This is a genomic window from Alteromonas sp. MMG017, from assembly GCF_018100795.1.
GTDB lineage: Bacteria > Pseudomonadota > Gammaproteobacteria > Enterobacterales > Alteromonadaceae > Alteromonas.
In genome coordinates, this window is record NZ_JAGJDY010000009.1 from 192,767 (window position 1) to 207,402 (window position 14,636).

A 14,636-nucleotide genomic window follows, 5' to 3' on the forward strand; every position below is an offset into this window, starting at 1 on the left:
TGAAAGCCGTGTTGATAATATCAACGCGGCTTTTTTGTTTTTGGAGAAATGATGGGTTTTCTTGTTTCTCTTCCTAGCTTAAGAATGGACATCCATGTTTTAACGCCACTCAAAAAATGGACACCCACTTTTGGAACAGCCAGCTGAATTGTGGGTGTCTGGTTATGGGTTCACGTTAAAACGGTGAAATCTAAAAGGTGTAAAAGGTGGACATCCATGTTTTAACGCCACGTAATCAGTGGACATCCACTTATTAAAATTCCAAATTAACGTGGGTGTCCATGGTTGGTTAAACTTTGGGTGTCCAACTATTCTTCATAACTTTCAGCTGTCATTAGCATGGGTGTCTAGTTTTAAGGTTTCTGTGGCTGTCCACATTAAGAAGCTCAGTTTTAATACCTTAATAGTGCCAGTAAAAGATGGGTGTCCAAGTTTAGCTCTTTAATAATGCCAGTAAAAGATGGGTGTCCAAGTTTCAGCTTTTAATAATGCCAGTAAAAGGTGGGTGTCCAAGTTTCAGCTCAAGATAAACTATGGGTGTCTCAGTTTTTGGCTTTGTTGTACGAAGAGGTTCTGGCACTGGCTGCGCCTACGGGTGAAAATTGTCGCTTCAATTGTAGCTTGGGCCGAATAGCGGTCATCGGCATTACTCGTTTTCTGGCTAAAATTACATACATGGCGCTGCACCACGGAAGATAAGCGGATAACCAGTGCTGAATATTTTTCGAATAATCCCAACGTTGCTCAAAAAACAAAGTAGAAAACATAATTTGGCGCTGTTCTACAATTTCAAACCCTAATAACTGCAACCAATCTTTTATGCGATACGAGGTAAAAAAGCGCGCATCATGCAACTTGTTATCTCGTTTAACCGGCAAGAACTTAGCGATGCCGGCCAAACTCAACGGGTTAAACCCGCTAATTATCACGTAGCCACTTTGGGTAATAACTCTATCAACTTCCCGCAGAATTTCGTGGGGGTCTTGGGCAAAGTCCAATTCATTGGCTAGCAAAAAGCCGTCTATGCTGTTTTCTGAAAAAGGCAGTTGGTGTGACTGTCCTACTATTTTAGGGCTTACTGAGCTGTCTTTACCCGAAAATGTGTGGCTGTCCGATAACGTGCTCGATAATATGGCATCTGATAACTTGCCATGCTGATGCTTAGCGTCCTCTATCCCCTCAGCATTGCTGCTAGCACTGTCGCTTAAATTATCATTCGATACATGCATTGCGCTAAATGGCACTTGGCTAATAATATTGCGAATGGGGCTTTGCTTTAACGGAATTTGCGCACTCAAACTACCAAGTTTCACGAAATGATACCCAAAAATGCGTTGGGTGTAATCGTCGCACACTTGCGTGATGGCTTGCTTGATTTGCTCTCCTGCCGGAAAGTCGGTCCAGTCTTCAGGGTAGCGGGGTGCTTGGGAGCGAAATGCTGATCTCATAGATGCTAAGCGTGCCTCAAGGTTGCTCTGTGTACAACAAGTTCTTATAGTATCGCATAATTATACCTACACAAGCAGGTGCACCATGGCTACTGACGTTCTTCCTCACAGCATTTCAATTTTTCCAATCGAAGCATTTAGCGACAATTACATCTGGTGTATTCACAATAACGAGCAAGCAATCGTTGTCGACCCCGGCGATGCAGAGCCAGTACTCGCGTTTTTAAAAAGTGAAAACCTACATTTAGCGGCAGTATTAATCACGCATCATCATCATGACCACACCGGTGGCATTGCCAAATTAGTGTCAGCAAACCCCAACCTTCCCGTTATCGGCCCAAGAGGGGGTCATATTCGGGGTATCACTAAATCTGTTTCACAAGGCGATACCTTACAGCTTCCTGTATTAGATTTAGAATTCCAAGTAATGGAAGTGCCCGGTCATACTCTCGATCATATTGCGTTTTTCGGACACGGCGCCCTGTTTTGCGGGGACACTTTATTTTCAGCAGGCTGTGGCAGGTTGTTCGAAGGTTCGCCTGAACAAATGCTTCACTCATTGAACAAGCTGAAACGCTTGCCCGATAACACACTGGTTTATTGTGCCCACGAATACACGCAATCAAATGTACGCTTTGCATTAGAAGTAGAGCCAGAAAACCATGCCCTTCAAACCTATTCATCATGGGTAGATAAAAAACGAGAAATGGGTGTGCCTACCCTGCCCTCAAATTTGGCTGAACAAAAACAAATTAACCCTTTTTTACGTTCTCATGAACTTTCTGTACAAACTGCTGCCGAAGCTTATTGCGAAAAAAACATGGGCGACGATGTAGCTGTATTTGCTGCAGTTCGACGCTGGAAAGATGAGTTTTAATGCAAAACTAACGCACTGAAGGTAGAATGTGCGGTTTGCAGATATTCGAGAGGTTCCTTCTACATGCAGTTGAAGTTGTTTGTTTTGTCACCCGTTTTATTAGCGTTAGGGCTAAGTGGGTGTCAAATCACCGAAGAACAAATACAAGAAGACGTAGTGAATGTGCAAAATGTTGAAGGCTCAACTGAACCTTGCAGCACATTACACGAAACGCCCGAAGCAATTGAAGACTGTGAAATAGCGCGCGATGGCGTTATTGATGTAGTGCACCCTAAAGATAATTTGCTGTCGGAAGCCGAAGAGCTTATTGATGATCCGGCAGTAGAAACCGAAGCCATTATTACCAATGTATGGCAGCGAGTAAGCGATGGGCTTAATTTACATATTCCCGATGATCGCCGCGTTGATGTGCAAAAAAACTGGTATCTAAAGCATCCAGAGTACATGAAACGTGTGGTTACTCGCGCGAAACCTTTTCTTTACTACATTGTAGATGAAATTGAAAAGCGCGATATGCCAATGGAATTGGTGTTATTGCCTATTGTTGAAAGTGCCTTCGATCCGTTCGCTTATTCTCATGGCCGAGCGGCTGGCATGTGGCAATTTATTCCGGGTACAGGCAAGCGCTTCGGTATGGATCAAACATGGTGGTACGACGGCCGCCGTGACGTTATAGCCTCTACCAAAGGTGCTTTAGACTACCTAACCTATTTGTCGAACATGTTCGATGGCGACTGGTTGCACGCGCTGGCGGCATACAACAGTGGCGAAGGTCGTGTTTCAAAAGCGATTAGAGCAAATAAAAAAGCCGGTAAGCCCACCGATTTTTGGTCGTTAAACTTACCCCGCGAGACTCGCGCATATGTGCCAAAATTATTAGCCTTGGCCGACATTTTAAAACACCGTGATGAATATGCCTTTGCGTGGCCTGAAGTAGAGAACGTAGCTGTCATCGAAGTAGTAGATATTGGCTCTCAAGTCGATTTAGCGTTCGCTGCCGACCTTGCAGGTATGACACTTAAGGAATTGCATGCGTTAAACCCAGGCTTTAACCGCTGGGCTACTGCACCGGAAGGCCCACACCGGTTAGTTCTACCGCTAACAAAAGCCACAGCCTTTAGTGATGCGCTTGCAAAAATTGATCGCACCGATCGATTGAACTGGGTTCGCCATACGGTAAAACCTGGCGATAGCTTAGGGAAACTGGCGAATAAATATCACACCACAGTAAAAGTGATAAAACAGGTTAATGAGCTAGATTCTAACGTGATCCGTATTGGCCAACCCATCATGGTGCCAGTAGCATTGAAGGCTTTAGACAACTACGATTTATCACAAGGCGAACGTCTAGCCAGCGTCCAAAATAAAAAGCATGGCGCGTACAAAGTAACTCATACTATACGCTCGGGTGATACGTTATGGGATATTGCCCGTAAGTACGGTGTAACCACGAAAAAGTTAGCAAGCTGGAACAGTATGGCACCTGGTGACACGCTTCGTCTTGGTAAAAAATTAGTGGTTTGGCAAAAGAGTAATAGCAACGCAAAAAATGCAGACGCCATTACTAAGCGCGTGACCTATACGGTAAGAAATGGCGACTCACTGTCGCGTATTGCGAATAAATTCAATGTTAGCATCAGCAATATTGGCAAATGGAATAACATTAATACCTCGCGTTACTTACAGCCAGGCCAGAAGCTTAAGCTGTTTGTAGACGTTACTAGACTAAACAGCACAGGCTAAACAGCACAGGATAAATGCAATGTTAAGGATTAACCGGGATAATTTACGTAACAGTCATGAAACGCCCTGGTTAATCCTAGATTTAGTCATGCTAGGTATTTTATTTTTAAACCTAGCCTGGCTAATTTTCGATGCCCTGTACGCTACCGACTTTATCTATTCTCAAATAGATGCCTTCTTTCCCGCATTAATTAACGCTTACGACCCCATTCACCACAACTTCTTGTTGGTTGATTTAGTCTTCATTGGCATTTTTCTTACTGAATTTTGTTTTAGATGGATTGTCGCCATCGTTCGTAAAGAGCACCTACGCTGGTACTTTTTTCCTTTTCTACATTGGTACGATTTGGTGGGCCTAATCCCGCTTGGTGCTACACGCTTGTTCCGTTTTTTACGCATATTTTCAATTTTGCACCGATTGCACAAGTATCAAATAATTGATTTAAACCGCACCGCTATTTTTCGCTTCTTTGCTTTTTACTACGATGTGTTTGTAGAAGAACTCAGCGACAGAATTGTGGTGAAAGTGCTTAGCGATGCGCAAAAAGACATTGCTGCAGGCTCGCCCTTGGTTGATGAAATTACCGAACAAGTCCTTGCGCCACGACGCCCTGTTATCACTCAATGGATGGCTGGGGTTATTAATCACATCGGTCAATCGATAAGCAATGATGAACACGGTGAAGTAATACGCGAGCATGTTCGCAAAAGCGTTGGCAAAGCGGTGCGTGGAAACGCGCAAGTGTCTACCTTGAATTACTTGCCAGTTATCGGCAGAACCATCGAAAATACATTGGAAGAATCGGTAACCGATATTGTCACTATGTCATTAGTAAATTTACTGACTGATATAGACGCCCAGCGCATCGACCATTTCATCTCTGTTGGTATGCACGATTACACCCCTACTGCAGACGCATTAGATAAAGAAGTATTACAGGTGGTAAATGAGTGCTTAGAATTGATGAAAGGCCATATTGCGCAACAGCGCTGGAAATCTGAGCTAGCGAAGAAAGAGACCACCATGCCGTAACAGCACTAGCAAGGGAAACGCCAATAAACAAAGCGTTGTAGATAAGTAAATTAATACCTCCACCCCTCAAAACTTAATGATAACTATTATCATTTCAATACTCATATGGTAGACTTATGGCTAATAACAATGGTTGTTAGTCTTACATTTTGAGGAAATAAGAATGTCGAACGGTCGTAAAGGATGGTTTTACCCTTCCTTAACCGCATTAGCAATAGCGGTAGCTACCTCTCCAGTTGCACAAGAGCAAGAAGATGAAAGCCTTGAGCACATTGAAGTAAATCCTATGCAGTCGTACAGAAGTACCGCTACCAAGTCTTCTTTGCGCCCTATTGATTCGCCGGTTAGCATTAGTGTTATCGACCAAGAGCTTTTACAGTTACGCCAAGCACAAACCGTGTCAGAAGCCCTACGCTATAGTTCCGGCGTAACAACTGAAAGCCGACCCACAATCACTATCTTTGACCAATTTACCATTCGCGGTTTCGATACCTACCAAACCTTTTATGATGGTTTACCGCTTCTAAGTAACAACAGTTGGAACCTTTATCCTCAAGTGGATGCTTTCGCTACAGAATCATTAGAGATTCTGAAAGGCCCTGCGTCATCGCTTTATGGCTTGGTTCCCCCGGGCGGTATGGTGAATCAAGTGGCCAAATACCCTAAAGACGAAGACGAAACCTTGGTTCGCGCAGCTGTAGGTTCTGATAACTTATTCGAACTTGGTGTAGATACCACAGGTCAACTGACTGATAACGCGCGCTATCGCATTGTAGCGTTAGGAAGAAAACAAGATGGCTTTCAAGACACTACTGAAAATGAACGCTATACTATTGCGCCTTCTGTCACCGTAGATATTACCAAGAACACAGAACTTACGCTGTCTGCGTATTATCAAGATGACCCTGAAATGGTCCCCTCTACCCCACTTCCTGGTATAGGTACACTCTACGAAGCGCCTTATGGAAAGCTTGATGCTAGCGTTTATGCGGGTGATGAGAATTGGAACCGTTATTCTCGTGAAGTACTTATGCTTGGTTATAAGTTAAATCATGAATTCAATAACAATTGGTCGGTTTTACAGAAGTTTCGCTATACCGATGCCGATGCACTACAGCAAAACTCTTATCATTCAAGCGAACCACCAACGGATGGTATTTACTTAACCCGCTCCGCCTACCTCACCGATGAAGAAATCGATGGTGTCACTGTCGATACCCAAGTAGCTGGGTTTGTACAAACCGGTGATGTGGCACACAACCTATTGTTTGGTGTGGATTATCAAAATTCAGACTCTACCGTAGCGTATCGCGATACGTTGACTACCGATACACCAATACTCGATTTGAGCAATATTGATAACGATCTTTTCGATGTAAGTTCGCTTCCATTAGATTTTTATCAAGAAGACCACGTTATCGATATTGAGCAAATCGGTTTCTATCTTCAAGACGAAATTCGCATCGATAACTTCACCTTCTTGTTAAATGGCCGCTACGACCAATTTGAAAGCACCGATGTGGCAGCCAATGAATATGCTGGTTTTCCTTACGGCAGCACTACAGAAATTGACCAAAGTGAATTTTCAGGACGCGTTGCAGCCATGTACACCTTTGATTCAGGCTGGCGCATGTATGCAAATTACTCTGAGTCTTTCGAACCAGTATCAGGCACTGATTCAGTAACAGAAGCAGCCTTTAAACCAACTACCGCTGATCAAGTGGAAATCGGCACTAAGTATATCAGCGGTAACGGCGCAACGACGTTTACAGGTGCTTACTTCGTACTGACAAAACAGAACGTTGTAGTAAATACATCTGACTTTGCCCAGTACACACAAAATGGTGAAGTTGAGTCTAAAGGTATAGAGCTAGAACTTAATACTCGCGTTACTAACGCGCTTTCACTACAAGCAAACGCAACGTTTCTTGATATGGAAGTGACTGAAGATACATTAGACCCCGACGTGGTTGGTAAAACACCAGTATGGGTTGCTGAAGAAAGTGCCTCAGTTTGGGCAAACTACTTTTTCGACGATGCATTAGACGGTCTGATGTTAGGTGCAGGAGTTCGTTATGTCGGCGAAACACAAGCTGACAAGTACAACTCTGATACCGTCCCTTCGTATACTTTGATTGATGCTGTTCTGTCTTACGACATGCCGCAATACGATTTGAAACTAACTGGCAGCGTAAGCAACCTTACTGACAAAGAATATGTAGGTGCTTGCTACGACACCAACAACTGTTGGTATGGTGCACAGCGTAGATTTGAAATTGGTATTGAAAAGCGCTTTTAAGCGAATTGCTGTTTGATCAAAAGGGCGTAGCTGATGAACTTGGCTACGCCCTTTTTTGTTTTTCTAGCCAAATTATAAAAACGGAGATAGGCATAAAAAAGGCCAGCTAACGAGCTGACCTTTCAAGTAGATGTATGCGTAAACGCCTAGCCTCTGCGCCAAGTCGTGCCTGCAGGTCCGTCTTCTAATACTATATTTTTAGCATTAAGCGCATCACGAGCAGCATCTGCGGCAGCCCAGTCTTTGGCAGCACGGGCATCGTTTCGCTGTTTTATCAGCGCTTCAATTTCTGCAGCTTCATCGTCGTTCTCACTGCCGCCTTTTAGGTAAGTATCTGGGTCACTTTGCAGCATACCCAAAATGGCACCTAACCCTTTAAGCACGGCCGCTAGCTTACTGGCTTCTTTCGCATTGTCTTTGTTACGGTTAATCTCACGTGCTACATCAAACAATACCGAAAATGCTTCTGGTACGTTTAAGTCGTCATCCATGGCAGCTTCAAAGCGCGCTAAATAACCACCGTAGCTAAGGTCAGTCGACTCATCAATTACCACACCTCGTAACGCAGTATATAAACGTTCTAATGCTGCTTTTGCTTGTGTAATGTTATCTTGCGAATAGCTCAACTGGCTACGGTAATGTGCCGACATTAAGAAGAAACGTAAGGTTTCAGCATCGTGCTCTTGTAGCACATCACGAAGGGTAAAAAAGTTACCCAGTGATTTAGACATTTTTTCGTCGTCTACTTGCACCATACCGGCGTGCATCCACACGTTTACGTAAGGAGTGTCATATGCACAGCATGACTGCGCCACTTCGTTTTCATGGTGCGGAAACGTAAGATCAGAACCACCTCCATGAATATCGAAATGTGCACCTAAGTGCTTTTTGTTCATAGCAGAACATTCAATGTGCCAGCCAGGGCGACCTTCACCCCACGGCGATTGCCAAGCAGGCTCGCCTGCTTTTGCTGGCTTCCACAATACAAAGTCTAATGGATCGTCTTTATCAGATGCTACTTCAACACGTGAACCCGATTGAAGTTGATCTAAGTCTTGCTTGCTCAATTTCCCATAATCAGGGAATTTACTAACGTCGAATAACACATCGCCGCTTGATGCTTGGTATGCAAAACCTTTTTCCATCAATATTTTAATAATATCGATGATGTCATCCATATGACCGCTTACTGTTGGCTCTACATCTGGCTCAAGTAGATTGATAGCCGCAAAATCTTCATGCATTTTACCAATAGTGCGCTTAGTTAACGCTTCAAAGGTTTCACCGTTTTCATTAGCGCGAGCAATGATTTTGTCGTCGATATCAGTGATATTACGAACGTATTTCACATCGAAGCCTAGATGACGTAAGTATCGAACAAGTATGTCGAAACTAAGATAAGTGCGAGCATGCCCCATATGGCTTAGGTCGTACACGGTAATACCACACACATACAAGCCCACCTTCCCTTCTTGAAGCGGCACGAATTTCGCCTTGTCACGGGTACGGGTATTGTAAAGGTGTAGCATAAAGTGAATTCCTAAGTATAAAAATGGCCGCAAAGTTTAGCACTGTATGTCGGCAAATGGTAAGATTTTGCATTGCTTTTTAGCATCGCTACTTCCCCGCATGACTGGTTATGCGTTAATATTACCGAGTATTTACTTATTTAAAGGCAGGACACGCACAAATGGTTACTCTCAAAACAAACTTTGGTGATATCACCCTAGAATTATTTGAAGACAAAGCCCCTAAAACGGTAGAAAACTTTTTAGCTTATGTTAAAGAAGGTTTCTACGATGACACTATTTTTCACCGCGTTATTGACGGTTTCATGATTCAAGGTGGTGGTTTCACTGCTGACATGGATCAGAAAGACACGAAAGATACCATTGAAAATGAAGCAAACAACGGTGTTGCTAACGAGATTGGTACAATTGCGATGGCGCGTACTAACGATCCGCATTCAGCAACGGCGCAGTTTTTCATTAACGTAGGCAATAACAGCTTCCTTAACCACACTAGCGAATCAGTGAATGGTTGGGGCTACTGTGCGTTTGGTAAAGTGACAGACGGTATGGACGTTGTTGAGAAGATCAAAAGCGTTAAGACTGGTTCAAGCGGCTATCATCAAGATGTGCCTGTGGAGCCAGTTGTTATTGAAAAAGCGGTGGTAGCCTAGTTCTGTTAAGTGAGCATTTAAAACTCTAAACGCTCACTATCGCTACATCTTAAGTGAAGGCCGTATTAGTTTAACGCGGCCTCTTCTTTTCGAAACGCCTTTCAAAGTTGTACATCTCTATGTCATTTACTTACTTCATCGCCGATTTACACCTAAGTGCAGACCGCCCAGACATCACCGCGTGCTTAATGCAGTTCTTAGAAAATGAAGCAAAAGAGGCAGATGCCCTTTATGTATTGGGCGATCTTTTTGAGGTTTGGATTGGCGATGATGATGTTACTCCGTTCAATACCGCTATTGCAGACGCGTTCAAATCCTTAAGCCAGCATATCCCTATTTACTTTATGCATGGCAACCGCGACTTTGCTATACGCGAAGGCTGGACTAACAAAGCCGGCATGACACTCATAAACGAACCCACCGTAATAGACTTATACGGGACACCCACACTTATCACCCATGGCGATGAGCTTTGCACGAACGATGTGGCCTATCAAAAATTTAGAAAAAAATCGCGAGGTTGGTGGTGGCCAAGACTCATGCTGGCCTTGCCTTTATGGTATAGACGCCGTGTTGCACGAAATGGCCGCGCAGAAAGTAAAGAAAACCAAAAGCACCTTAAGCCAGACATTATGGATGTGACACCCACTGAAGTGGTGAAAGTAATGGAGCTACACAAAGTGCAGCGCTTAATTCATGGACACACACACCGACCCAATATTCACTCGCTGATAGCAAATGGTAAGCCAGCAACCCGGATTGTTTTGGGTGACTGGTACGATCAAGGCAGTACATTGTGTGTGTCTAGCACAGATATTGCGTTACAAAGCCATAAATTTAAGTAACTTCTTTTCAGCCTTCTTTAAAAAAGAGCTCAACAAAGCATTCCCCAATATTTCATCAGCATACACGTAGACGATGTTAGCTCGCGAATATAGCCCCCTTGCTTTAGTTCACTTACTAATCGGCAAAAAATTACCAGTTATTTCAGTAAATTTGTATGCTCACCAGATTACTAATTCCATTAAGTGCACCATAAAAAGCGCAACAGCCTATTCAAAAAACCGCTCTCCTTATTGTGGTTTTCAGTGGATATATAAACGGAATGTGATATAAAAAGGTTAATAAAAACATCATCAGGGACGGTGGAAATGTTAGACGTTTTGCTGAGTGACGCTAATTTTTGGTTTAGCATCGCGTTAGCCACAGTAGCTATTTTATTTATTATAGAAATTGTAGGACTTGTATTTGGCATAAGCATGGTTGGCTTGCTTGACGACATGCCTAACTCAAATATTGATGTAGAAAGTAGCTCTATTCTTAGTTTTGGCAGCTGGCTCAATTTAGATAGAGTACCACTGTTGATATGGCTTGTGGTGCTTCTAACCATTTTCGGTTTACTCGGGTTTGTGACTAATTTTGCCACCCAATCTATCGCTAACATCACCCTGCCCGTTTGGGTTTCTCTCCCTTTTGCCGTCGTTGTCGGTACCTTATTGACTTCGAAAGTGAGTGTAATAATTGCCGCTGTAATTCCAAAGTTTCAAACTTCTGCCATTCAAAGCGAAGACTTCATTGGTGCTGTAGCGCATATTACTATTGGCACCGCATCGAAGGGGAATCCTGCAGAAGCTAAATTTACCGATGATTATTCACAGCCCCACTATGTTTTAGTCGAACCTTTCGAAGACAATGAACTCTTCAAGCAAGGTGAGCGCGTTATCCTTGTTAAGAAAACCACCAGCAGCTGGTTGGCCACCCGTTATCAATAATAAATAAGAGACTGAGTATGGAAACCCTTCAAACATCAAACTTACCTTCATTGCTACTTATTGCAGGTATTATTGTAATATCCCTTATCACTATTGGGCTTATTTTTGCCAAACTGTACACCCGGGCAACGAAAGAAACAGCCTTTGTTCGAACCGGTCTCGGGGGCGAAAAAGTCATCAAAGATGGCGGTGCCATTGTGCTTCCTGTTGTACATGAAATTATTCCTGTAAACATGAACACCTTGCGTATTGAAGTAGAGAAAACGCAAAAAGATGCCCTTATTACCAAAGATAGAATGCGGGTTGATGTTAAAGCTGATTTCTATCTTCGCGTGGCGCCTAATTCAGCCGGAATTTCTATGGCTGCGCAAACGTTAGGTACTCGCACAACACGTGCAGAAGAAGTAAAAAAATTAATGGAATCTAAGTTTGTTGACGTGCTTCGCGCCGTAGCAGCCGAGATGACCATGACCGAAATGCATGAGCAGCGTGCCGATTTTGTACAAAAAGTACAACAGAGTGTGGCTAACGACCTTGAAAAGAACGGCTTGGAATTAGAGTCGGTAAGTTTAACTGGGTTCGATCAAACTGACCTTGAGTTTTTCAATGAAAACAACGCATTCGATGCTGAAGGTAGAGCCCGCTTAGCTAAAATAATTGAAGAAAAACGTAAAGAAACCAACGACATTCAGCAAGAAAACCGTATTCTTATTGAACAACGTAACTTGGCTGCCGAAAAGCAGTCTTTAGAAGTTAAGCGCGATGAAGAAGAAGCTCGCTTGATGCAGGAGCAAACTCTTGCATTTAAACGCCAAGAGCAAAAAGCGGAAATTTCGAAGCAACGTGAAATGAAAGAGCGTGAAGAGCGCGAAGCAGAAATTGCTAAAAACCGCGCTATTGAAGCCGCTGAAATTGAAAAATCTCGCGAAATAGAAACCCAAGAGATTGCCAAAAGCCAAGCCTTAGAGCAAGCCCGCATTCGTCAACAACAGGAAGTTGAAGTTGCCGAGCAGGTAAAACAAATAGCGGTGGCCAACAAATCGGAAGAGGAATCGGCTGCTCGTGCAAAAGCTGCTGAAGCTGAGAAAACGAAAGTTGAAAAAGAAGAAGCCGTTATTACCGCTAAATTGGTGGCCGACGCTGAGCGTAAGAAGCAAATTGAAGTCATTGATGCGCAAAAAGAAGCGGAGCGTGATGCGGTAAACATTACTGTTGAAGCAGCTGCAAAGAAAGAAGCCGCTGAAAATACTGCACAAGCTATTCTTACTGAAGCAAAAGCTAGCGCTGATGCTAAGATGCTTCAAGCCGAGGCCGATGAAAAAGTGCTTGCTGTAGAAGCTGCGGGTAAACAAGCACTCTATGAAGCTGAAAACACGCTGAAAGATGAGCAAATTGAACTGCAAAAATCGCTCGCTATGATGGAAGTATTACCTGGACTGATTGAACAAGCGGTTAAACCACTTGAAAATATTGAGGGCATAAAAATTCTTCAAGGTTATGGTCAAGGCAATAGCCAGTCTGGCAACGGCCAAACCGTTGCTACAGGGGGAGGCTTAGCCGACCAGGTTACGCAAGCCGCCCTTAGTTACCGTGCAAATGCGCCAGTGGTAGATGCTATGCTTCGTGAAGTGGGCTTGGTGAATAGCGAAAGTGGTACCCTTGATGACTTACTTACTGGCAATAGTCAGATACTGACAGGCACCGCTGCTAATGCGCCAATTGCAAACAATCCTGCTGCGCCAAAACCGGATGCACAAGCTGAGTAATTTTGAACAGTTGCTGATACACCTAAACTAATACTGCCCCTGCATAGGGGCTTTTTTTTGCCTAAAGGAACCTAGATCGTTCTTACGATTTACCTCTTTAAACCCGAGCTAAAACTTGAACACCCACAGTTTATAGATCTAACTTGTACACCGAGCTCAAACTTGGACACCCACAGTTTATAGATCTAACTTGAACACCCACAGACAAAAAACCTTAATTACGCTCCCAATCAGCTTTGGATATCCATACAAACCATTCTCAAGACCAGTAGTTATCTATTTTAACTGAAGTCATGATAGTGAAACTTATTGATATCGTAGTTTCACAATATGCCGCGCCCAAGAAAATCGCTTATTAGCCTACAAGATACTCCCTACTATCATTGTGTCTCGCGTTGCGTCCGCCGAGCATTTCTGTGCGGCGAAGATCATTACAGTGGTAAAAGCTACGAACACCGTCGCCAATGGGTTGAAGACCGATTGCTCAAACTAGCCAACGCATTTGCGATAAACGTTTGTGCTTATGCCGTGATGAGCAACCACACTCACGTGGTACTGCATGTCGATAGAGACGAAGCTCTAGCCTGGAGCACTGAGGAAGTTTTGTCGCGCTGGCACTCACTTCACAAGGGCACTGAATTAACACGCCAATATATGATAACTGAAAAGAGGATGTTGATGTCTGAAGCACAGGTTCAGGCAGTAATATCTACAGTGAATATTTATCGGCAACGTCTGTACGATATCAGTTGGTTCATGCGGTTGCTGAATGAATACATCGCACGTCTTGCAAACAAAGAGGATGACTGCACAGGCCGCTTTTGGGAGGGGCGGTTCAAGTCCCAATCGTTATTAGATGAAGCAGCATTAGCTGCCTGTATGGCATACGTCGATTTGAATCCACTTCGAGTGGGTTTAGCGAAAACGCCTGAGACCTCTGACTTTACGAGTATTCAGAAAAGAATCACGGCGGCCAAAAAGAGCACGCAACCTAACTTTTTACTCCCCTTTACTAATAACGTTAGTAGTACGATTAAAGGTTTGCCCTTCAAACTCCAGGATTACTTAGAATTAGTGGATAGCACTGGCAGACAGATAGTGGCGAACAAAATTGGAAGCATCGACCATAGCTATTCCCCTATCCTAGTCCGCACGGGGCTACAGCATATAGACTGGCAAACTATGGTGATGGGCATTGAAAATCAATTTTCGACGTCAATAAGCCTTAATATAGCTATAGGTAAAACACAGAAACTTAAGCTAGCTTAACAAGCAACTCAGCTACTATTTGCATCGCAAGTTATCGCTTTTGTAAGAGAAGCCTAACATCTGTAATGATCTTTCAGTTAGGAAAGTCCTCTCCAAGCCCCTTGAAATAAGCTTTTGATATCAGAAAGTAAACAACCGTTAATTATGCCTATCAGCAAAATTTCTTAGACCTTACCAAATGTGGGTGTCTCAATTTTGCTTATAGAAGAAGTTCTGCTCAAAGAAAACCAAATGATGGCGCTACTTA

The 14,636-nt window shown here is 43.5% G+C and carries 11 protein-coding genes; 9 read left to right on the forward strand and 2 right to left on the reverse strand.

Annotated elements, in window-relative coordinates:
• Window positions 1-542 precede the first annotated feature (542 nt).
• On the reverse strand, window positions 543-1,448 hold the full coding sequence (locus tag J8L84_RS15150; RefSeq protein ID WP_211071403.1) for a methyltransferase domain-containing protein: 906 nt from the start codon (window positions 1,446-1,448) through the stop codon (window positions 543-545).
• An 85-nt stretch (window positions 1,449-1,533) separates the two neighbouring features.
• On the opposite strand from J8L84_RS15150, the gene gloB reads away from it, so the two are divergent.
• The 4 genes from gloB (at window position 1,534) to J8L84_RS15170 (ending at window position 7,400) form a co-directional block, all read left to right on the forward strand.
• Entirely contained in the window at window positions 1,534-2,325 is a 792-nt protein-coding gene (gloB, locus tag J8L84_RS15155) for a hydroxyacylglutathione hydrolase (RefSeq protein ID WP_211071404.1), read from the forward strand.
• 63 nt (window positions 2,326-2,388) lie between these two features.
• Window positions 2,389-4,068: a LysM peptidoglycan-binding domain-containing protein gene (locus J8L84_RS15160; RefSeq protein WP_211071405.1), complete on the forward strand. Its 1,680-nt coding sequence runs from the start codon at window positions 2,389-2,391 to the stop codon at window positions 4,066-4,068.
• Between the two features lie 19 nt (window positions 4,069-4,087).
• Complete coding sequence (locus J8L84_RS15165; protein WP_211071406.1) at window positions 4,088-5,101, forward strand: ion transporter; 1,014 nt, start codon at window positions 4,088-4,090, stop codon at window positions 5,099-5,101.
• 163 nt (window positions 5,102-5,264) lie between these two features.
• Window positions 5,265-7,400 (forward strand): TonB-dependent siderophore receptor, encoded by a 2,136-nt coding sequence (locus J8L84_RS15170; RefSeq protein ID WP_211071407.1) that lies wholly within the window; start codon window positions 5,265-5,267, stop codon window positions 7,398-7,400.
• A gap of 146 nt (window positions 7,401-7,546) precedes the next feature.
• Here J8L84_RS15170 and cysS read toward each other — a convergent pair whose 3' ends face one another.
• Window positions 7,547-8,929: a cysteine--tRNA ligase gene (gene cysS / locus J8L84_RS15175; RefSeq protein ID WP_211071408.1), complete on the reverse strand. Its 1,383-nt coding sequence runs from the start codon at window positions 8,927-8,929 to the stop codon at window positions 7,547-7,549.
• 161 nt (window positions 8,930-9,090) lie between these two features.
• Between cysS and J8L84_RS15180 the strand changes: the two genes are divergently transcribed.
• The 5 genes from J8L84_RS15180 (at window position 9,091) to J8L84_RS15200 (ending at window position 14,389) form a co-directional block, all read left to right on the forward strand.
• The gene (locus tag J8L84_RS15180; protein ID WP_013783527.1) at window positions 9,091-9,582 is read left to right on the forward strand and encodes a peptidylprolyl isomerase; all 492 of its coding nucleotides are present in this window, start codon (window positions 9,091-9,093) and stop codon (window positions 9,580-9,582) included.
• A gap of 119 nt (window positions 9,583-9,701) precedes the next feature.
• Complete coding sequence (lpxH, locus tag J8L84_RS15185) at window positions 9,702-10,427, forward strand: UDP-2,3-diacylglucosamine diphosphatase (protein ID WP_211071409.1); 726 nt, start codon at window positions 9,702-9,704, stop codon at window positions 10,425-10,427.
• A gap of 306 nt (window positions 10,428-10,733) precedes the next feature.
• Window positions 10,734-11,354, forward strand: a complete 621-nt coding sequence (locus J8L84_RS15190) for a YqiJ family protein (RefSeq protein WP_211071410.1) — start codon at window positions 10,734-10,736, stop codon at window positions 11,352-11,354.
• Between the two features lie 17 nt (window positions 11,355-11,371).
• On the forward strand, window positions 11,372-13,120 hold the full coding sequence (locus J8L84_RS15195) for a flotillin domain-containing protein (protein WP_211071411.1): 1,749 nt from the start codon (window positions 11,372-11,374) through the stop codon (window positions 13,118-13,120).
• A 330-nt stretch (window positions 13,121-13,450) separates the two neighbouring features.
• Window positions 13,451-14,389 (forward strand): transposase, encoded by a 939-nt coding sequence (locus J8L84_RS15200; protein WP_211071412.1) that lies wholly within the window; start codon window positions 13,451-13,453, stop codon window positions 14,387-14,389.
• Window positions 14,390-14,636 lie beyond the last annotated feature (247 nt).